Genomic DNA, 20,786 nt, shown 5'->3' on the forward strand with positions numbered 1-20,786 from the left:
AAATATTTTCAAAAAAACAAATTTTAACTTATGAATCTAAAGAAGAATGAGTATAACTTAACGAGAATGATTGTGAAAAACATGGATCATCACTACAAGTACAATAAAAAAAGCTCCGGATTTCGGAACTTTTTTATTTTTAATGAGAATGAGCAGCGGCAGGATGTTGATGGAAAACATGCATCATGAGTGCAAGTGAAACTCCTAAGACAACCAGTCCGATCTTTACCCAATCGATATTGTGATTTTTATTGCTTTCAAAAATGATTACAGATGAAATATGAAGGAAAATTCCTCCTACGATAGCCAGAAAATAGGGCTGAAGATTTGGATTGAAATAATTTCCTAACAACATTCCCATTGGAGAAGCCAAAGCAAATAAGGCTACAATGAGAATAGAGGGATAAGATGAAGAACTTTTAGATTCTCCCTTTCTGTTAAATAAAAATGCTCCCAGAATAAATGAAATAGGGAGATTATGAAATACAATTCCCCAAAGGTAAGGTGACATTTCATGCTGCTCATTAGCCAAAGGAATCCCTTCAATAAAAGCATGAATGAATAGTCCTACCATTAAAGCAACGGGAAGAATATTATGTTCACTATGATGATGGAAGTGTCCGTGTTCAAAACCTTTGGTAAGTGCTTCCAGAATCATCTGGAGAAGAACCCCTGCAATTACAAATATCCCAAGATTATTGCTTCCCGCAGAAGTGTAAACCTGCGGAAAAACTTCGTTGAGACATATCGTAATCAAAAAACCGGCACTTAATATCAGTAAGTTTTTAGCCAGTTTTTCTTTTTTACCAAAGTGTTTTCCCAGGAATACTCCTGTTACGACACTTAAAATCAGTAAAAGTACTGTTGTCATTATTTTTTCTTAAATAAATTGATGCATCGCGGGGAATTTTCTTTCCTAAATTCATTTAGCTGATAATCTCCCCAGATTTTTATTCTTTCAAATCCACATTCAGACGCATAGGCATGAATGGCTTCTAAGGTATGAAGTTTTACTTTTTCAAAAAAATGAAACGGCTTACCGTCAGCCTCAAAACGAATATCTTTAATGATATGCCTGCCTTCAATCTTTTTTAAGATTTTGAACTCAATATCGCCGCGGGTTATTGTGGTTTCAGGAACTAAGGTATTTCTTACAAATTCTTCATTCAGATAATCCAGTACAAAATATCCTCCTGGTTTTAAAGCATTGTAAACCGATTGGAATACTTTTTTATCATCGCTTTCATTGTCAAAATATCCAAAGCTTGTAAATAAATTGAATACAGCATCCATTGGATCCGCATCAATAGGGTTTCTCATATCATGAACTTCAAAAAGTAAAGTTTGATTTTCGTACTGTTTGTCAGATTCAATACTTTGTCTTGAAAGGTCAAGTCCTAAAACATCATACCCTAATTTATTAAGGAAAACAGAGTGTCTTCCTTTACCACAGGCAAGATCTATGATTTTCGACTGAGGCGGAAGCTGAAGGTCCGCAGTGAGCTTTGTAATGAAGTTTTCAGCTTCAGTATAGTCTCTGTTGCTATAAAGCAAATGATAATAAGGGGTATCAAACCAAGATTCAAACCATTCCATAATGCAAAAATAACTAAATTTGTGCGGTTAAAAGCAAAGTATTTTACAACATTAAGAGATTGAAAAATTCAATTGGACAAGAAGTTGGATGGCTAATCTTTTAATTTTTAAAGCTTTAAATCTTTTAATTCAAACTTATGGATACAGAAAATATTAAAATACAGATAAAAACATTCTTCGGATTGGAGCAGATTCTGGCGGAAGAAATCAAAAAATTAGGGGGAAGAAATGTTGAAATTAAAAACAGAGCGGTAAATTGTGAAGGAGATCTTGGTTTTCTTTATAAAATCAATTACTCTGCGAGAACAGCGTTGAAAATTCTGGTACCAATCCATGAATTCAAAGCTTTTAATCAACACCAATTTTATGACAGATTGTTCAAATTTGAATGGGAAAACTTTATGGATGTTGATCAGTCTTTCTCTATTGATGCTACGGTCAATTCTGAAACCTTCAAACATTCTCAGTTTGTAACTTTAAAAATGAAGGATGCTATCGTGGATTATTTCCAGGAAAAATTCAAAAGACGTCCGAATGTAGAAACAAGAAATCCGGATATCAAATTCCACCTTCACATAGACAGAGAATTGGTCATGATTTCAATGGATTCTTCAGGAGATCCTTTGTTTAAAAGAGGGTATAGAAGAGAGCAAGGTGAAGCTCCTATCAATGAAGTACTGGCAAGTGGAATGCTTCAGTTGGCAGGCTGGGACGGAAAAGGAAATTTCCTAGATCCAATGTGTGGTTCCGGAACATTATTGATTGAAGCAGCAATGATTGCGATGGATCTTCCGGCTCAGATTTTCAGAAAGAGATTCGGATTCCAGAACTGGAATAACTATGATGCAGATTTATTTGCAAAAATCAAAGAATTCAGAATTAACAGAGTAAGACAATTTGATGGAAAAATTGTTGGGTATGACATTGATGCAAGAATGCTGAATGCTGCAAGAATGAATGTAGAAGCAGCAGAAATGGAAGATGTTATTGAGATTAAAAAACAGAACTTCTTTGATTCTAAAAAAGAACTTTTCCCATTATTAATGGTATTCAATCCTCCATATGATGAAAGAATTTCCATTAATGATGATGATTTCTACAAGAAAATAGGAGATACTTTTAAAACGCATTACCCGAATACACTGGCCTGGCTGATCTCTTCTGATCTTGAAGCGGTGAAGAAAATCGGTTTACGTCCTTCAAGAAAGATCAAACTTTTCAACGGAAAACTGGAAACGAGATTTTTACAGTACGAAATGTATGAAGGAACAAAAAAGGTACATAAGTTAGAGGAGAATAAATAGGATTTAAAATAATAAACTGATGTTATTAGATCTATTGGGAATAATTGCAGACGCATTGGGATTGCTTAGCTCGGGCTTGGGCTCGTCAAGTTCAACCTCTGACAGAAAGAGTCTTAATTATGATGAAAAACCTCTAAAAAAGGAATCAAAAAGATCTAAATATTTTACTGAGAAAGTAAGTGCTGTAGCTTTGGTGCTAGCGGCATTTGGGCTTTTTATTGTTTTTAAAGATCCTTTACCGGTACAACACTATACACAAACCTTAGTGGTAGCTTGTTTAATAGGAACTGCTATTTCGCTGTTAGTGTTTTTTGTTCTCTATGTTTTGGAACTTTATTACTTTAAAACCTTGTTCGAATTGCTCTTTTTCAGTTGTTCAGTAATAATTTTCTTTATTTCTGTAATATTATATGTGTACTTTAAGTCAGGATGGTTTATATAACAGAACAAAACCGGAAACAGAATTTTTACCCTACGAAATGTATGAGGGAACGAAGAAAGTACATAAACTGGAGGAGAATAAGTAGGATTTAAAATAATAAACTGATGTCGTGGAATTTTTTTGACATATTTGATGTAGTTTTTGATTTATTCGGTCTGTTGGGTTCTGGATCAAAATCGTCACGTTCAAAATCACCTTCGAAACCTGAAAGAAAAGCTTTAAATCATAATGTAATATATCAAAAGAAGGATTCAAAAGATCCGGATAGTTTACCGAAAAAATAATTCCAATAGTTATTAAAATAAAAAAAATAGGTTGTACTCACGTGGTACAACCTATTTTGTTTTATCTTGCCAGTGAAGGCGCAAAGCCATACTGTTTTTTAAAGGCGTGTGAAAAATGGGAGAGATCTTCAAACCCTACTTCCAGAAAAACATCAGAAGGCTTTTTATTCTTTTCCGATAAATGATAATAGGCTAGTTCCAGACGTTTTTGAGTAAGCCAACGCTGCGGTGTGGTTTGAAAAATCCTTCTGAAATCACGATTAAAAGTAGATAAACTTCTCCCTGTCAGATACCCGAAGCGTTCTAATGGCATATTGAACATATAATTCTTCTCCATAAAGTTAATCAGATCTACTTTTCCGGGTTCATCAAAATCTGCAAGTAAAGTATCGATATCAGGATCAATTTCCCTTAAAATACTGATGGCTTCAGTGATCTTTAAATGGGCAATATTTTCAGGAAGTGAACCTTCAATTTCAAAATAAGGAACAAGAGAAGCAAGGCAACTGTTCAAAAGTGGATGTCTGCTAAAACTATAAATGCTGGATTCCCGATGTCCGTTTTTTCTTTCATAGTCAACAGAACTATAAAAATTTTTCAGTCGTTCTGTGGTAAGATGCATTACTACAGCTTTATGTGGGAGTCCGTCTTTGGGATAATTGATAATCGTGGCCAGATGATTCCTCGGGATCAGAAAAATATCTCCTGCTTTGAACAAATAAGTTTTGTCTGCCTGAATAATTTTCGTTTCTCCTGATATGAACCATACAAGCATATGGTATTCAAAAACCGTTTCCGTTTTGAACAGCTTGTCATCATAACTGGAAATTTTGATATCCGGAGTAAGGTATTGTATCTGGAAATCCATTGTCAAAAGTTTTTCATTACAAATGTATTTAAAAAACAGTTATTGGGTGTTAAATTCAAATCCCAGCATTTCTTCGCTTAATTTCCATAATCGTTCAGCATTGTTTTTGTCGACGGAGTAGGATTGTACTCCTCGAATGGTTGCCGGTTCATCAAATCTATGTTCAATTTGTCCTTTGTCTATTTCGGCAATATCACAGTTTTCACAATACACGCCGCCTATTTCGTTAAGTTGAGGGCTTACAGCGCACCAGATTGTTGTTGCAGCTCCTTGTGGAACGGTTTTTAATCGTGCTTCCACTTCAGGTTTGATATTTCCGTTTTCATCATGTGTTCCCAGTTGTTTAAAAAGTTCAATAGGTTCTTCTCTACCCAGATCAGTTCCGTATACAGAACCCGGATGAAGTGAATACGCTCTGATATTGAATTCTTTTCCTCTTTCATCAAGTTCTACGGCAAACAGATTACAAGCTGTTTTGGATTGTCCGTATCCGGAAAGGGTATCGTAATCTCTTTTTTCAAAATTAGGATCTTCAAAATGAAACGAAGCCATCTGATGTCCGTAGGAAGAAACATTGATAACCCTTGCACCATTGGCTTTTTTCAGAGCGGGCCATAATCTTGAGGTAAGATGAAATTGCCCAAAATAATTAGTGGCCAGTTGAGATTCAAAACCTCTGCTGTCTCTGCGGAGTGGTACCCACATGATTCCTGCATTATTAATGAGAAGATCAAGGCTTCTGCCTGATGCTACAAATTTTTCTGCAAAAGCATTTATGGATGCCGGATCCATCAGATCCATTTTTTCAAGTTCAAAATTTTCAATTCCCGTAAGATTTTTCCTCGCTTTTTCGATATCTCTTGCGGGAATAATAATATGCGCACCGGCTGAAGCAAGAACTTTGGTGGTTTCAAGTCCAATGCCTGCATAACCACCAGTAATGATGGCTGTTTTTCCGGTAAGATCGATTCCTTTAATAACTTCCTGAGCTGTTGAAGATGCATCAAAACCTGAGTGAATAGGTTGCTGGAATGTGCTGATTATTGTTTCCATTTTTTATTGGTTTAAATTTCTATAGCAAAATTAGGAGGGATTTTTCATGTTTATTTTGTTTAAAATGTCAAATGACTTGGCTCAGAATTTCATTTGTAATCTCCATGTATGAAGGCAGATAAAATTTTCTATCGTTAATTTATCTGAATAAGCTGTTAAACTGTTTGTAGGTTGTTCTGCGAATAAGTAATTTTGAAAAATTTTCAATTTGAAGCCTACTATTTCTATTGTCGTTGCCATTTACAACCGAAAAGATGAACTTTTTGAGTTGTTGACCTCTCTTACTCAGCAGACAGATAAGGAGTTTGAGATCATTATTGTGGATGATGGTTCTTTAATCGACCTGAAACCTACCATTGAAAATTTTGATGGAATCCTGGATATTAAATATTTCAGAAAGGATAACTCAGGACCGGGACTGACAAGAAATTATGGCGCAGCAAGAGCGGCTAACGAATGGCTGGTATTTGTAGACAGTGATGTCATCGTTGAAAAAGATTATATAGAACATATTAAAAATGATATCCTTACCATTCCTTGTGATGCATTTGGAGGGGCAGATAAAGCCCATAAAGGATTTAATCTGATGCAGAAGGCTATTTCGTATTCTATGACTTCTGTTTTTACAACCGGAGGAATCAGAGGGAGCAAGAAAGCTGTTTCGAAATTTCAACCCAGAAGTTTTAATATGGGCGTGAAAAAAGCTGTTTTTGAAAAAGTAGGAGGATTTTCAGAAATGAGAATAGGTGAGGATCCGGATCTTTCCATGACGCTTTGGGAAAATGGTTTTACCACTGCTTTTTTTGATGACATAGCTGTATATCATAAACGTAGGGTTGATTTTGGAAAATTCTCCAAACAGGTTTACCAATTTGGCTGTGCAAGACCGATTCTTAATCAGAGGCATCCGAACTATGTAAAGATTTCCTTTGCATTTCCTACTTTATTTATGTTGGGCTATGTGATGGGCTTTCTGGAATATTTTATTATGGGAAGAGGGATAATTCTTGCTTTCTACGGATTGTATACCTTTTTAGTATTATTCCATGCATTATTGTTGACTAAAAACATAAGTATTGCCGGTATGGCAGTTATTTCCACCTATATTCAAATGTTTTCTTATGGATATGGTTTCCTGAAATCCTGGATTTTGCTGAATGTTTTCAGAATGAAACCTGAGGATGCTTTTCCGCATCATTATTATAAAAAGTAATTTAAGTTTTGGCTAAAGCCGATCGAAAGAATTCTTTTTTGATAAATGGGCTAAAGTCCATTCCTATTGATTTTTTTGCTTGTAATTATACACAATCTTTGTCATTCCGCAGGAATCTAAGCGGCTGGAGTTATCAATTAAGAAAATAAAAAAAGGCTGTTTCAAACGAAACAGCCTTTTTTACAATAAATTTAGATGGTAGAAATGTTTTCATGGTGGTTAAGAACTCCTACTTTCAACATACATTCCTTCATTTTATGATAAGTTCTTTTGATATCGTGGTCTAGGCCAATGGAGAATCTGATCAGTCCGTCAGAAATCCCTATGGAAGCTCTTTCTTCTTCAGGGATTTCAGATGAGGTAGATTTTCCTGAGCATGAGAATAGGGTTTTATAGAATCCTAAACTCACGGCAAGATACCCCAGATTTTCTGTCTGCATCAGTTCCATCAGTTCATTTGCTTTTTCTGTTGTTCCGGCATCCAGAGTCAGTAATCCTCCGTATCCGTATTCTTCATGAATCATACTTTTCATTAATTCATGGTTTTTGTGTGATGGTAAACCTGGATAAGAGACCTTTAGTCCGTCTTTTTCGAATCTTTCTGCCAGATACATGGCATTGTGGCTATGCTGCTTGATTCTGATATGTAATGTTCTCAGGTTTTTTAAGATACTTGAAGATCTTAAACTGTCCATCGTTGGACCAAGAAGCATACACGCCCCGGAGTTTACATTTTTGGTGTCATCAATAAATGCCTGAGTTGCACAATATACTCCTCCTACGGTATCACTGCTTCCGTTGATAAACTTTGTTAAACTGTGAATCACCACATCAGCCCCGAATAATGTCGGAGAGATAGAAAGAGGAGAGAAGGTATTATCTACAATCAGTTTCAGGTTGTGTTTTTTACAGATTTCGGAAAGTTTTCTAAGGTCTGCTACTTCAAGTAACGGATTGCTCACACTTTCACAATAAATAACTTTAGTATTGGGAGTGATTGCTTTTTCTATAGATTCAAAATTGTTGATATCAACAAAAGTGGTTGCTACATTAAACTGAGGGAAGAAATTTTTAAGAAAAGCATAAGTTCCCCCGTAGATGGTTCGGCTTGAAATAATATGGTCTCCACTTTTGCACACCTGCATCAAAACGGAAGTAATAGCTCCCATTCCGGATGCCGTAACGTTGGCAGATTCTGTGTTTTCCATCTTGGCAAGAGCCTGGGCCAGATAAAGATTCATGGGTGATGAATGTCTGGAATACAGATAACACCCTTCCGCATTTCCTTCGAAAGTATCAAACATGGTCTTTGCGGAAAGGAATGTATAGGTAGAGCTATCAGAGATAGAAGGATTCACTCCTCCGAATTCACCAAAATACTGAAGATCCTGGATCTCATTGGCTGCGTTAAAGTTTTCCATAAATATTGTTTTATTTTATTGTTCCAATTTGCATTAATTTCATAATAATTACAATATAAATTTGAATTTATAGAATATAAAACTGTAAAATATTGTTTATTTAGAAAAAATATTTAGTATCTTCGATATTATTAAATTTTTACCAAAAAAATATCTATGGAACTTGACGAAACAGATAAGAAACTGTTACTTTTTTTACAGGAAGACTGTAAGCAAACCACCAAAGAGCTGTCCGGTAAGCTTGGATTGTCGGTTACAGCAATTTATGAGCGTGTAAAAAAGCTTGAAAATGCAGGGGTTATCTCAAAATATGTAGCCTTGCTGGACAAAAGTAAAGTTAAGAAAAATTTTATCGTGTTGTGTCATGTAAAACTAAGCCAGCATAAAAAAGAATTTGTACTGCAGTTTGAAAAGGAAGTGATGGATCTTCAGGAAGTAACAGAATGCTTCCATGTAAGCGGAGATTATGATTATATTCTTAAAATAGGAGTGAAAGATATTGAAGATTACCGCAGCTTTATGCTGACAAAACTAACAACGCTTCAACACATTGCAAGTACGCACAGTTCTTTTATGATCTCCGAAGTGAAAAATACGACGGCCATCATATTATAGATTATCAATGAGTTATTAGTCAGTTATTGGTCTGTTTTGGTTATTTTATCAATGAAATAATGAAGTCTTTTAATCTCTGTTCTTCCTTTGTTTTTACCATTCAAAAAACAGGTGGTTACAATCACCATTTTTAAATCAGGAATAACGCAGATAAGCTGTCCGCCATAACCGGTGGCTACAAAAGCCTGATGCCCGTTGGTTTTTCTTCGCCACCAGTAATAGCCGTAACCGTTGGCATTCGGCATGACATCCCAGGCATCCAGTTTTACCTGTTCAGAAGTAGATTCCTGAATCCATTTTGAAGAGACGATCTGTTTGCCGCTAAATTTTCCGTTGTTCAGGATCATAGTGCCGAATTTCAGCATGTCTTCAGGTTTCATAAACATTTCCGAACTTGCGATATTCCTGTTCATGGAGTCTGTATCCCATCTGGGAGTATTCATCTTTAATGGTCTGAAAAGATTTTCTGTAGCAAATTGCTTCAAATTCGTTTTTACGATTTTGGCTAATGCCGCACCGAAAAGATGGGTTTCACCGCTGTTATAATTAAATACAGTTCCGGGATATTCTTCAAAAGGAAGATCCAGTATAAATTTTACAGGATCACCGGAAAAAGACATAGCTGTCGAAATTTTTGAATTTTCAACCCAGTCAAAACCTCCCTGCATAGTCAGTAGGTTTTTTAAAGTTAGTGTATTTCTGATGGAATCATGAGCTACTTTTCCTTCAATATTGGAAATGTTTTTGAAGCTGCTCCTTGAAACATTGTATTCCGGAAGAATTTTTAAAACCGGAGTATTGAGGTTGGGAAGTATGTTTTTATCCTGTGCAATACCTGCCAGCACAGAGACAATACTTTTGGTGACAGATTTTATACTGAAGATGGTTTCTTTATTAGCGCCATGGAAATACTGCTCATAAATTACCTTATTATTTTGTGAAGCAATGAAAGATCCCAGAGAAGGAATACTATCATTAATTTCTTTGGTAAATCCGTCTGTAAACTCTTTGGGTAACTCTTTGTTGAAAGCTGCCTGTGATTTTACTTTAGGGCAGAATAAGGCAAGACATAACATTGTGATAGCCTGCAGAAGTTGCTTAGATTTCATTGTTTACAAAAGGAAGGATAAAATTATTAGTTGATGAAAAAAGTAAAAGCTAAATCGATTTGGATGAATCAATATAGCTTGTGCTTTCAATGCTTCTAAATTATGAAAAACAATGAAATTTTTGAATACGTTTTAAAGAATATTTTAAAGTTTTACAATGATTTTGATATAAAGTTTAAATTTTCAATATGCTTAAAGAAATTAAACCAAAACTCCATTTTTAGATGAAATAGGATCAGGAAGCTCTGTTTCTCCGCTCATCTGAAGAAGGTCTATTTCAATGGTTCTGCAGATTGAAAGCATCGGAACGTCAAACATTAATCCTGCAAAAGGATTTTCAGAATAATCTCCTACCAGTTCCATAATGATATAAATCCACCCGATGATGATACAGAAAGGAATAGAAGTCCATATTCCCCAATCGCCAAGCTTTGCAAACTCATTCACTAATCCTAATGGGAGAAGCATGATAAAGAGAATATTGAAAACAAAAGCTGTGCTGGCAAACTGTCTTGGAGATGGGAATTTCTTGATTCTTTCTGCCTGTCCCTGGAAATTATAGAATTCATTCAGGCTGTTTTGAAGCTGGGTCTGGTTGAATTCTGTGATGGCATTCATATTTTTCAGCTCATTGATGTCTTTTGCCTGCTGGGCAACTAAATAGGTGGCGAAGTTTTTATAATCGTTTTTAAGCTCATATTCTTCTTCAGAAAGATATTTGTGAAGGAAAATAGGGGCTCTTCCATAATCAGGAAAACCTGCCTTGATTAATCTGTTTCTTCTCAGGTTGATATTTCCGAATTTATTATTTTCAGTACTGATATGTTCCCATTCTGTAGGCACCAGAAGTTGTTCACGGAAAGTATATAGCCATGCAATATGACGATAAACGATTCTTCTCTTACGGTCTTCAAGATCAAAAACTCCAATTTCTTCATTTTTGGTATCGAAAGCATACACCATCGACGCAAATGAACGACTGGAATTCACAATTCCGCCCCATATTTTTCTGGCTTCCCAAAGTCTGTCATAGGCCTGGTTGTTTTTAAAACCCACAAGGAATGCTTCTGCTGTACCAATTAATGCTACAGGAACCCATGGAATTGTCATCCAGTGCCAGTTAAAGAAATAAAAGAAAACAGCAATCAAGGTACACCAGATAGAGATAAGGATAAGATGTACACCGGCTAGATTGAGGACCTGTTTATAATTGACGTATTTGGTTGTGATCATAAAGTTGCGTGGAATTTTTGGTGTGCAAACAAACAAAATAGATACCAAAATAAGGCATCCGTTCTGTTTATTAAAAATAATAAAAAAAACCTCTGATTTTTCAGAGGTTTCATATATTTAATATTTCAGCATTTCTTCGATCTTACTGCTAAGCTTTTCAGCATTTGGAAGCATCTCTTTTTCCAGCACCAGATTGATCGGGACAGCAGGTACATCCAGAGATCCCATCGTTTCTACAGGTGCATCAAGATACTTGAAGCAGTTTTTAGAAATACGATGCGCAAATGCTTCTGCAAAAGAGTTGTTGAGTTGCTCTTCTGTAAGAACGATACATTTTCCATGTGCTTTTACTCTTTCAAAAACAAGTTCTTCATCCAGAGGAATTAATGTTCTTAAATCAATTACTTCAACTCTTCCGTTGAAATTCTTGGCTGCTTCTTTAGCCCAGTAAACTCCCATACCGTAAGTAACTACTAATAAAGTTCTGCCTTTTTCAGTTTCATCTTTATCAGCTTCAATGATCACTTTACCTTTTCCGAATGGAAGAACATAGTCTTCAGCAGGTTCTATCGTTTTAGCATCTTCAGTTCCCGGAACTTTACTCCAGTATAATCCTTTGTGTTCCAGCATTACTACCGGATTCGGGTCATAATAAGCTGCTTTTAATAAACCTTTAAAGTCTGCAGCATTACTTGGGTAAGCTATTTTGATTCCTTTGATATTGGCAAGTATACTTTCAACACTTCCACTGTGGTAAGGACCGCCGCCGCCATAGGCTCCGATAGGAACACGGATGATATTGCTTACAGGGAATTTTCCGCCACTTAAATAGCTGGATTTTGAAATCTCTGTGATTAACTGGTTGATTCCCGGATAGATATAATCTGCAAACTGAACCTCAACGATGGGTTTCAATCCCACAGCGCTCATTCCGGCTGTAGATCCAATGATATAAGCTTCCTGAATGGCTGTATTGAATACTCTTTTGCTTCCGAATTTTTTTCCTAAAGTAACCGTTTCACGAAAAACTCCACCAATTCTTTCCCCTACATCCTGCCCGTAAAGAAGAGCTTCCGGATGTTTCCACATCAATTCCTGTATTGCATGGATGGCAGCATCTACCATTACAATTTTTTCTCCGTTGGCAGGTTCACGTGTTCCAGTTTCCTCAGTGATTGGAGTAGGAGCAAAAACGTGCTGCATTACAGTTTCAGGCTTTGGATCTTCTGCATTTTTAGCTTTTTCGAAAGCTTCTTCAGCTTCAAGACGTGCCTTTTTAGTTATTTGCTTTAAAAGATCCTCATCAACACCTGTTTCCAGTAAATGTTTTCTAAGGATTTCCCCCGGATCTTTAGCTCTGTGTTTTGTTAAGTCTTCTTCGTCTCTATAGAATTCTCTTCTTACTCCTGAAGTGTGATGTCCGATCAATACAGTCTTTGCACAGACAACCAACGGTTTTCTTTCTGTTCTTACAAAGTCTACGGCTTTTTTCATAGCTTCAAAACTTTCTACGAAATCAGTTCCATCTACTCTCATTCTGCTTAATCCGGTAAATCCAGCTACAAAATCATAAGCGTCACAGGTTCTTGCCTCGTCTTTTGTTACGGAAATTCCCCATTCGTTATCCTGAACCAGAAAGATAATAGGAAGCTGGTGTAAAGCGGCAAATTGTAAAGCTTCACTTACTTCACCTTCTGTCACAGAATTATCTCCAAGACTACAAACCACAACAGGATTGTTTTCAAAATTCTGAAGGTTGAAATCCTGAATGTATTTGATACCCTGTGCTACTCCTGTCGTAGGAATGGTCTGCATTCCTGTGGCAGAACTCTGGTGAACAATTTTTGGCTTGTTTTCATCCCTACTTGAAGGGTGTGAGTAATATGATCTTCCTCCCGAAAAAGGATCATCAGCTTTGGCTAGTAATTGAAGCATTAATTGATAAGGTTCAAAACCGATCCCTAAAAGAATACTTTCGTCTCTGTAATAAGGAGAAACCCAGTCTTCTTTCTTTAGCTGATAAGCTGTTGCAAGCTGAATAGCTTCGTGACCTCTGGAAGTACTGTGAACGTATTTACATACATTTCTGTTTTCTTCATAGATGTCTGCCATGGCTTTCGCCAGCATCATATGATTATACGCTTTGAGTAATATATCCTGAGAAACTTTTTCGTGAAGTGCATTTTCCATAGGAAGCAAATATACATAAAAAAACAAAATACTAACAACTGTTAGTATTTTGTGTAAAATCTTTGTTGATATAGGTTATTCCTTAATCACTTTTTTAGAAATAACATCTTTGTCTGTTTTTACTTCAATGATGTAAATTCCTTTTGTGTAAGTGGATAAATCTACTGCTTCTTTATCATTGTTAATGACACCTGTCTGTAATTTTTTACCTGAAAGATCATAAACATTAAAAGTAGACTTTTTAGGCGCTTTTAATATATTGGTAAAGTCTTTTACAACACTTGGAGCTACGGTTACAGCATCCATTGCGAATCCTGTTTCTTTAGTTCCTAATACTTCAGTAAATCCTGTTACGATAACAGAGTAGTTTTGAGGAGAAGTAACACTCGGAGAAGCGTTATTTTTTAATGTTCCTTTATGGGAAATTTCAATTCTATAAACAGCTCCTGGTGTCGGAGTATCAATAACTACCTGTTCAACATTGTCCACTGTATTGTCTCCTTTTGTTGCAGGCAACATTGGGTTATTGGCATCCAGTTTCCACGGAAGGTACGTTGTGTTGTTTGTTGTATTGATAATCTTTACATCTAAATCATTAATTAATCTTGAAGTTCTGTTGTTATATAGATTATCCCACTGATTTGTAATGTTAGTGTACTCCGGATCAATCCAGGATATGGTTACTTTTAAGGGTTCAGTTCCGGATGCTTTAACTGTCTTAGTATTAACCGTACCATTATTTAATGTTTCATCATTAAATATGATGGTGTTGTTGGATTTTCCTACAAGAAGTTCAGCACCTTTTTTTGCATTAATGTATCCCCATCCGTACCATGGATCTGGGCCTATCTGACCAGCTTCAAGAGCTGAATGTACCATTAAAGTTTTTGAAGCAGAAGCAATAAGCTGAGCATTGTTGAATAGGGATTTATAAATCTGCATCCAAAGTCCAATAATTCCGGCTACCTGAGGAGCTGCCATTGAGGTTCCGCTATTCACTTGCCAGGTTACACTTCCAGTTGTATTTTCTGCAGTAGATGCCATCCATACATCGGTGCCCGGAGCAGAAATATCTGGTTTAATACCACCGTCATCTCTTGGTCCTGCACTACTATAATCAGACTTTAAAACATCTGTAGCTGCAGTATATCTACTGCTATTTGTTGTAATAGGATCTGTTGCACCCACTACAATAATGTTTTTAGCTAATGAACTATACCCTATACAGTCATACCCTTGCGCACAGTTAGCAGGTGGTTCTGTACCTGTTGCATACGTAGAATACCCTGATCCGTTATAATAATAAGCTGTTGTAGGACTGCCTGAATACCCTGGTCCGAATCCGAAATAATTTCCGGCAGATTTCACGATAGTATACGTTGGGTTATTATAAACGATTGCATCATAAGCTCGGTCATTGGTATAATAGGTTCCCATTAGATCGTAATTAGTTCCGGAAATATAATTTCCTCCCCAATACCATCCGTTGGCAGGATATCCGTTTGCTGTAGTTTTATAATCCCAGGCAGCATTTATACCATAAGAGTGATTGGATATTTTAGGTTGAGCCAGCAAGATTTTATCAAATACAGTACTTGTGGCTGAGTTACCCGGTAGTGTTGTTGTTGCAAATCTGTAAGAATCCATTGTTGAGTTTAATGCGATTCCCATTGCATTTCCTGTGACTACGACTCCATTACTTGTGGCTGATAAAGGCGAAGATTTTGCACCGATAATACTTGCTACACCTGTTGAATGGGCACTATAAGCATTAGTGGCTGCCTCTTTGTTGGAAATTCTACCTGCAGCGTTATTAAAAGCGGTATGAGCTTCATAAATTCTACCTCCATCAAAAATTGCATATACAATTCCTTCACCTTTAAATGATCCGGCTAGTCCATTGACACCTCCGGCAGTTGTTAAGGCATCAACATTGTTATTTAAAATTTGAGTTTGATCTTCTGACTGGTAAAAGTTGGGAACATTTCCACTAAACCCGGCCAGATTTTCTCTCATTTCCTGAATTATTTTTTGAGTTTCAGGATTTCTATCACTACCAAATCTTCTAGAAACATAAGAGTCAAACTTTTCATTATTCTCTTTGTTTTGCCTTTCAAATTCTCTCTTTAAACCATCGTTGTTTTGTGCACTTACTAAAGCTATTGCTAATGTGCTGATGAGAAGTAGATGTTTCTTCATTTTAGTTGTTGAAATATTAAAATTGTAATTCATCAAATATATGGTAAATATTTAGTAATTAATTATTTTGAGTGAATAATTCTAATTTTTTTAATTGTATTTTAATATTTTATTTCAACATTGTTTGAGTTGGTTGTTTTTTTTACAAAATAAAACCGTTTAACTATTCTGAATATTGTACGTTTTTGTCTTTTATCATAAACTAATAATTGGAAAAAATGAAGTAACTTTACATTCTCTTTTTATAAAAAAGTTAGAACATTATATGTATTTAATTTTTGACACAGAAACAACCGGTTTACCAAAAAATTTCAACGCTCCGCTTTCAGATTCGGATAACTGGCCAAGAATGGTTCAGATTGCATGGCAGGTACACGATGATGACGGAAACTTGATTGAAAACCAGGATTATATTATAAAACCTGAAGGGTATGATATTCCCTTCAACGCAGCACGTATTCACGGAATTACAACCAAGATTGCCAATGAAGAAGGACGGGATCTGCAGGAGATTCTTGAAGAGTTTTCTAAAGTCCTTGAAAGGGTAAGGGTGGTTTCCGGACATAATGTAGAATTCGACTATAATATTGTAGGAGCAGAATTTTACAGAAAAAATCTGAAAGATAATCTTCAGGAAAAACCCAAAGCAGATACCATGATTTTGGGAACCGATTTCTGTCAGCTTGGCGGAGGACGTGGAGGAAGATTCAAACCTCCGAAACTTGAAGAGCTTTATGAAAAACTTTATGGAAATAAATTTGATGAAGCCCATAATGCTGCTGCCGACGTAAATGCTACTGCCAGAGCTTTCTTTGAAATGGTAAGAATTGGAGTAGTACCCGCTGAAACATTAAAGATTTCAGAAGATCAGCTTGCTTATTTCAGAAGTCTTTATCCGGATCCGATTAAGCCTTTCAATATAGTTATCAGAAGGCAGGTTGCTGATTTTCATAATAAGAAAAAGCAGCAGGATTTTGGAAGTATTGACGAAATTGATTTAGGTAAATATTTCAATTTTGATAATCACAGTGTTTTCTCTACACTTACCGCTACTTCAAGCATCAATGATTTGATTAAAAAAGCTTCTGATGAAAACTTCCCGGCCGTCGGTATGGTGGATCTGGGAAACATGATGGGAGCTTTCAAATTTGTTTCAGCAGTAGAGGGGGCTAATGGAGACAGGGCAAAGAAACATAAAGAATACCTTGCAAAAAAACAGGAAGCAGAAGAAAACGGAACAGAGTTTAATGAAACTGAGCCTGTTTCCGAACCACTTATACCAGTTGTAGGCTGCGAATTTTATATTTCGGAACGTTATGAACAAAAGCAGTTTACGAAAGATGATCCGGACAGGAGGACACAGGTGGTGCTTTTGGCGAAAGATTTTAATGGATATAAAAACCTGGCAAAGCTTTCCAGTATTGGATTTCTGAAAGGATTCTATTTTGGAGTTCCGAGGGTGAGCAGAGAGTTGATAGCCCAGTATAAAGAAGGGGTCATAGCTTTGACTTCTGGAATTATGGGAGATATTCCTGATGCGATTTTAAATACCGGTGAGCAGAAAGGGGAAGAACTTTTCAAGTGGTGGAAAGATACCTTTGAAGATGATTTTTATGTTCAGATTCAGAATCATAAACTGCCTGAAGAAGAGCATTTGAATGAAGTTTTGTTATATCTGGCGGATAAATATGAGGTTAAAATTCTAGCTCAGAATGAAACTTTTTATACCAATAAGGATGATTCTAATATCCAGGATATTGTAAGCTGTATCAAAGATGGTGAAAAGCTGACAACACCTATTGGTAAAGGATTCGGTAAAAGAAGAGGGTTGGCTACAGGTGAATATTTTATTAAAAATTCTGATGAAATAAAAGAAGCCTTTTTAGCTTATCCTGATGCTTTTGATGCTTATGAAGAGTTTACGGCAAAGTTTAAACCATATACTTTAAAAAGGGACGTTCTCCTTCCGAAGTTTGATATTCCTGAAGAATTTATCCATGCAGAAGATGAGGTAGACGGAGGAAAAAGAGGGGAGATGGCTTATCTTACCTATCTTACCTATGAAGGGGCGAAAAGAAGGTATGTCGATTCGGGGCTTATGAGTGAAATTTCTGCTGAAATTAAAGAACGTCTTGACTTCGAGCTTGAAGTAATTGCCAATACCGGTTATCCGGGATACTTCCTTATTGTACAGGATTTCTGTAACGAAGCTCGTAATATGGGTGTTTGGGTTGGCCCTGGAAGGGGATCTGCCGCAGGATCTGCTGTAGCTTACTGTATTGGAATTACCAATGTAGATCCGATTAAATATGATCTCCTTTTTGAGAGATTCCTAAACCCGGAAAGGGTTTCCATGCCCGATATTGATATCGACTTTGATGATGAAGGACGAGATAAAATTATCAAATGGGTAGTTGAAAAATATGGGAAAACTCAGGTAGCACAGATTATTACGTATTCAGTGTTGGGTGGAAAATCTGCCATTAAAGATGCCGGAAGAGTTTTGGATGTCCCAATTCCTGACACGAACAATATTGCTAAGTTGATTCCTCCGAGTCCGGGGATGAACATTGCGAAAGCGTTAGCAAAATATGATAAATTAAAGCCTGAAGAACAGATGCTCGTTGATGAGATGAGGTATGTTCTTGAGAGTCCTGATGATGCGAGACATGGTGTTTTGGCGAGTGCCAAAAAGATGGAAGGGTGTATCAGAAATACCGGAATTCATGCCTGTGGGGTAATCATTACACCGGAAGATGTGAGTAATCTGGTTCCTGTGACCATTGCTGCGAAAGATGCTGATATCTTAGTATCGCAGTTTGATAACTCCGTTGCGGAAAGTGCAGGTCTTTTAAAGATGGACTTCCTGGGGTTGAGAACTCTGACTATTATTAAAGATGCATTGAAGCTGGTAAAAGCTAGATATGATATAGATATTGATCCGGATCTTATTCCGCTTGATGATACCAAAACGTATCAGTTATTTAAAGAAGGAAGAACGGTCGGGATTTTCCAGTATGAAAGTCCTGGGATGCAAAAATACATGAGAGAGCTTAAGCCAACGGTTTTTGCCGATCTTATTGCCATGAACGCATTGTACCGTCCAGGTCCGATTAAATACATTCCAAACTTCATCAACAGAAAGCATGGAATTGAAGAAATTGTTTATGATTTACCGGAAACAGAAGAGTATTTAAAGGAAACATACGGGATTACCGTTTATCAGGAGCAGGTAATGCTTTTGTCTCAAAAACTGGCCAACTTTACAAAAGGTGAAGCTGATACTTTGAGAAAAGCGATGGGTAAAAAGCAGATTGATGTTCTTAATAAAATGTACCCGAAATTCATTGAAGGTGGTAGAAAAAACAATCTGAATGAGGAAAGGTTAGAGAAAATCTGGAATGACTGGAAAGCCTTTGCGGAATATGCCTTCAATAAGTCTCACTCAACGTGTTATGCTTTTATTGCTTACCAGACAGCTTATTTAAAAGCAAATTATCCCGCGGAATATATGGCAAGTGTAATGAGTAATAACATTAACAATACGGATTCTATTACCATGTTCATGGAAGATTGTAAGAGTATGGGAGTGGATGTATTAGGACCGGATGTAAATGAATCTCAATACAAGTTCTCTGTAAACGAAAAAGGGCAGATACGTTTCGGATTGGGAGCAATCAAAGGAATTGGTGAAGGACCGAGTGAAGGAATTACAAGGGAAAGAGAAAACGGAAGATTTAAAAATATTTATGATTTCTTTGAAAGAATAATGCCTTCCCAGATGAATAAGAGGGTAGCGGAAAGTTTAGTGCTTGCCGGAGCTTTTGATGAGCTTGATTCTTTCCATAGAGGACAGTATTTTGATATTGATATGGCTGGAAAGACCAACCTTGAAAGACTTATCAGATACGGACAGAGCTTCCAGGAAAGCAAAAACGAGATGGAACATTCTTTATTTGCTGATTTTGCAGAAGAAGTTCAGATTGAGCAGCCTAAATTAGCACCTTGTCCGGAATGGCCAAATATGCATAAGCTTAATAAAGAAAAGGAGATCATTGGTTTCTATCTTTCTGCGCATCCGCTGGATGAGTTTAAATACCAGTTCCAGTTTATGCAGGGGCAGCTTTCTAAAAAATCTGTTCTTGAAAAAAATGAGGAAGATAAAGTAGTTACGGATGAAGCGCCTGTATTGGAACAGGATGCTCAGGATGATGCTGTAGATCTTACAGAAATTGTCTCAGATGATGTAGTGGCTGGTGAAGAGGAAGTAGTGGAAGAGGTAACTAAAAAAGCAGAGCCCAAAGGAAATTTCTTATTCCTGAATCTGGATGAGGTTGATGCTTATAAAGAACAGGCTTTTTCCAATAAACAGGAGGAATTATTTGAAGAGAAAAAGAAAGACTGGAAAACGCTTCAGAAAGAGAGAGAAAATGGCGGCGGCGGGAAAGAATATACAGTAGCCGGTCTTATTACGGAATATAGGGTTCAGGATGGTTTTAGAAGTGGTGAGAAAGTGGCTTTTGTTACGCTGGAAGATTATTCCGGTTCGTACTCATTCAGACTCGGGGACAGAGATTATATGAGATTGAAGGAGAAACTGGAAGTTCAGAGGTTTGTTATTTTTAAAATAAAATTCGCTCAGGTAAAAGATGGAAGAGTCTTCGTTAATGTAAATGATGTCATAGAGCTTCAGGAAGCATTTGAACGTTTTGCGAAGAGTATATCTTTAGTAATGGATGTAATGGATGTAAGACCTGAAGATCTCGATTTTTTCAGAACGGTTCTCGATAGAAACAAAGGAAATCAAAAATTGAAATTCTTTATTAAAAATATCGAAGATGACTCTCATATTGAAGTGCAGTCTATGAAACATTCGGTGGATCTTAACGGAGATTTGATTAAAGAAATTCAACTTCTTAATAAATATGAGTTTTATTTAAACTAGAAAATACCTTATAATAAAAAAGAGTGGCTTAGGTCACTCTTTTTTTTGTTTACATATTGTCAATATTAGTGAAAAATTTTAAATATTTTTTTATGTTAAATAGAAAAATTTTCTGAAGTCTATTTTAGTTGTATAGTATTTAAATATTTGATTTTCAGTAATTTATTATTTTTCAATGTATTGCGAAATAATAGTTAAATTTAAATAAATGTTTAGTTTTATTGTGTTTTAATGGTATTTTTAAGTGTTTTTGTTTAATATTTTATGATATTTTAAATATTTAATTTAAATTTTAAATTAATATTTATACATTT

14 protein-coding genes are annotated in these 20,786 nt (G+C 36.1%); 5 read left to right on the plus strand and 9 right to left on the minus strand.

Annotated features, from left to right (window positions below):
• Window positions 1–139: 139 nt before the first annotated feature.
• Together BUE84_RS06890 and BUE84_RS06895 are read right to left on the minus strand one after the other, a co-directional pair.
• A complete protein-coding gene (locus BUE84_RS06890; RefSeq protein WP_079240996.1) occupies window positions 140–871 on the minus strand; it encodes a ZIP family metal transporter in 732 nt (243 codons plus the stop codon).
• On the minus strand, window positions 871–1,596 hold the full coding sequence (locus BUE84_RS06895) for a class I SAM-dependent DNA methyltransferase (RefSeq protein ID WP_079240997.1): 726 nt from the start codon (window positions 1,594–1,596) through the stop codon (window positions 871–873). Before BUE84_RS06895 ends, BUE84_RS06890 begins: the two co-directional genes overlap by 1 nt.
• A gap of 137 nt (window positions 1,597–1,733) precedes the next feature.
• Here BUE84_RS06895 and BUE84_RS06900 point away from each other — a divergent pair, with 137 nt between their 5' ends.
• Together BUE84_RS06900 and BUE84_RS06905 are read left to right on the plus strand one after the other, a co-directional pair.
• Window positions 1,734–2,900 carry a class I SAM-dependent RNA methyltransferase gene (locus tag BUE84_RS06900; RefSeq protein WP_034695266.1) on the plus strand — a complete coding sequence of 389 codons (1,167 nt, stop codon included), beginning with the start codon at window positions 1,734–1,736 and terminating at the stop codon, window positions 2,898–2,900.
• A 19-nt stretch (window positions 2,901–2,919) separates the two neighbouring features.
• The gene (locus tag BUE84_RS06905) at window positions 2,920–3,342 is read left to right on the plus strand and encodes a branched-chain amino acid ABC transporter substrate-binding protein (protein ID WP_079240998.1); all 423 of its coding nucleotides are present in this window, start codon (window positions 2,920–2,922) and stop codon (window positions 3,340–3,342) included.
• A 345-nt stretch (window positions 3,343–3,687) separates the two neighbouring features.
• Here the strand turns inward: BUE84_RS06905 and BUE84_RS06915 are convergent, their stop codons facing one another.
• Window positions 3,688–4,494, minus strand: coding sequence for a helix-turn-helix domain-containing protein (locus BUE84_RS06915; protein WP_079241000.1), 807 nt, complete (start codon window positions 4,492–4,494; stop codon window positions 3,688–3,690).
• 39 nt (window positions 4,495–4,533) lie between these two features.
• Entirely contained in the window at window positions 4,534–5,547 is a 1,014-nt protein-coding gene (locus tag BUE84_RS06920) for an SDR family NAD(P)-dependent oxidoreductase (protein WP_079241001.1), read from the minus strand.
• 208 nt (window positions 5,548–5,755) lie between these two features.
• Between BUE84_RS06920 and BUE84_RS06925 the strand changes: the two genes are divergently transcribed.
• Window positions 5,756–6,760 carry a glycosyltransferase gene (locus BUE84_RS06925; RefSeq protein ID WP_079241002.1) on the plus strand — a complete coding sequence of 335 codons (1,005 nt, stop codon included), beginning with the start codon at window positions 5,756–5,758 and terminating at the stop codon, window positions 6,758–6,760.
• 191 nt (window positions 6,761–6,951) lie between these two features.
• Here BUE84_RS06925 and BUE84_RS06930 read toward each other — a convergent pair whose 3' ends face one another.
• On the minus strand, window positions 6,952–8,181 hold the full coding sequence (locus tag BUE84_RS06930; protein WP_079241003.1) for an aminotransferase class I/II-fold pyridoxal phosphate-dependent enzyme: 1,230 nt from the start codon (window positions 8,179–8,181) through the stop codon (window positions 6,952–6,954).
• A 156-nt stretch (window positions 8,182–8,337) separates the two neighbouring features.
• On the opposite strand from BUE84_RS06930, the gene BUE84_RS06935 reads away from it, so the two are divergent.
• Window positions 8,338–8,796: an Lrp/AsnC family transcriptional regulator gene (locus BUE84_RS06935; RefSeq protein WP_034695278.1), complete on the plus strand. Its 459-nt coding sequence runs from the start codon at window positions 8,338–8,340 to the stop codon at window positions 8,794–8,796.
• 23 nt (window positions 8,797–8,819) lie between these two features.
• On the opposite strand, the gene BUE84_RS06940 is transcribed toward BUE84_RS06935, so the two are convergent.
• From BUE84_RS06940 to BUE84_RS06955, 4 genes are all read right to left on the minus strand, one after another.
• On the minus strand, window positions 8,820–9,905 hold the full coding sequence (locus BUE84_RS06940) for a serine hydrolase domain-containing protein (protein ID WP_079241004.1): 1,086 nt from the start codon (window positions 9,903–9,905) through the stop codon (window positions 8,820–8,822).
• 201 nt (window positions 9,906–10,106) lie between these two features.
• Window positions 10,107–11,138, minus strand: coding sequence for a bestrophin family protein (locus BUE84_RS06945; RefSeq protein WP_034695280.1), 1,032 nt, complete (start codon window positions 11,136–11,138; stop codon window positions 10,107–10,109).
• A gap of 117 nt (window positions 11,139–11,255) precedes the next feature.
• Window positions 11,256–13,328, minus strand: coding sequence for a thiamine pyrophosphate-dependent enzyme (locus tag BUE84_RS06950; RefSeq protein ID WP_079241005.1), 2,073 nt, complete (start codon window positions 13,326–13,328; stop codon window positions 11,256–11,258).
• A gap of 75 nt (window positions 13,329–13,403) precedes the next feature.
• Window positions 13,404–15,527 (minus strand): S8 family peptidase, encoded by a 2,124-nt coding sequence (locus tag BUE84_RS06955; protein WP_079243875.1) that lies wholly within the window; start codon window positions 15,525–15,527, stop codon window positions 13,404–13,406.
• A gap of 265 nt (window positions 15,528–15,792) precedes the next feature.
• Between BUE84_RS06955 and dnaE the strand changes: the two genes are divergently transcribed.
• A complete protein-coding gene (gene dnaE, locus BUE84_RS06960; protein WP_079241006.1) occupies window positions 15,793–20,472 on the plus strand; it encodes a DNA polymerase III subunit alpha in 4,680 nt (1,559 codons plus the stop codon).
• The last annotated feature ends 314 nt before the right edge of the window (window positions 20,473–20,786 follow it).

It is taken from the genome of Chryseobacterium indologenes, assembly GCF_002025665.1.
Taxonomy (GTDB): Bacteria; Bacteroidota; Bacteroidia; order Flavobacteriales; family Weeksellaceae; genus Chryseobacterium; species Chryseobacterium metallicongregator.

What these genes read in the sequence shown, in the direction of transcription:
- BUE84_RS06920 (WP_079241001.1), bottom strand. Translation starts at nt 5,547, where the DNA reads ATGGAAACAATAATCAGCACATTCCAGCAACCTATTCACTCAGGTTTT.
- BUE84_RS06890 (WP_079240996.1), bottom strand. Translation starts at nt 871, where the DNA reads ATGACAACAGTACTTTTACTGATTTTAAGTGTCGTAACAGGAGTATTC.
- BUE84_RS06905 (WP_079240998.1), top strand. Translation starts at nt 2,920, where the DNA reads ATGTTATTAGATCTATTGGGAATAATTGCAGACGCATTGGGATTGCTT.
- BUE84_RS06935 (WP_034695278.1), top strand. Translation starts at nt 8,338, where the DNA reads ATGGAACTTGACGAAACAGATAAGAAACTGTTACTTTTTTTACAGGAA.
- BUE84_RS06900 (WP_034695266.1), top strand. Translation starts at nt 1,734, where the DNA reads ATGGATACAGAAAATATTAAAATACAGATAAAAACATTCTTCGGATTG.
- BUE84_RS06895 (WP_079240997.1), bottom strand. Translation starts at nt 1,596, where the DNA reads ATGGAATGGTTTGAATCTTGGTTTGATACCCCTTATTATCATTTGCTT.
- BUE84_RS06930 (WP_079241003.1), bottom strand. Translation starts at nt 8,181, where the DNA reads ATGGAAAACTTTAACGCAGCCAATGAGATCCAGGATCTTCAGTATTTT.
- BUE84_RS06940 (WP_079241004.1), bottom strand. Translation starts at nt 9,905, where the DNA reads ATGAAATCTAAGCAACTTCTGCAGGCTATCACAATGTTATGTCTTGCC.
- BUE84_RS06945 (WP_034695280.1), bottom strand. Translation starts at nt 11,138, where the DNA reads ATGATCACAACCAAATACGTCAATTATAAACAGGTCCTCAATCTAGCC.
- BUE84_RS06955 (WP_079243875.1), bottom strand. Translation starts at nt 15,527, where the DNA reads ATGAAGAAACATCTACTTCTCATCAGCACATTAGCAATAGCTTTAGTA.
- BUE84_RS06950 (WP_079241005.1), bottom strand. Translation starts at nt 13,328, where the DNA reads ATGGAAAATGCACTTCACGAAAAAGTTTCTCAGGATATATTACTCAAA.
- BUE84_RS06915 (WP_079241000.1), bottom strand. Translation starts at nt 4,494, where the DNA reads ATGGATTTCCAGATACAATACCTTACTCCGGATATCAAAATTTCCAGT.
- dnaE (WP_079241006.1), top strand. Translation starts at nt 15,793, where the DNA reads ATGTATTTAATTTTTGACACAGAAACAACCGGTTTACCAAAAAATTTC.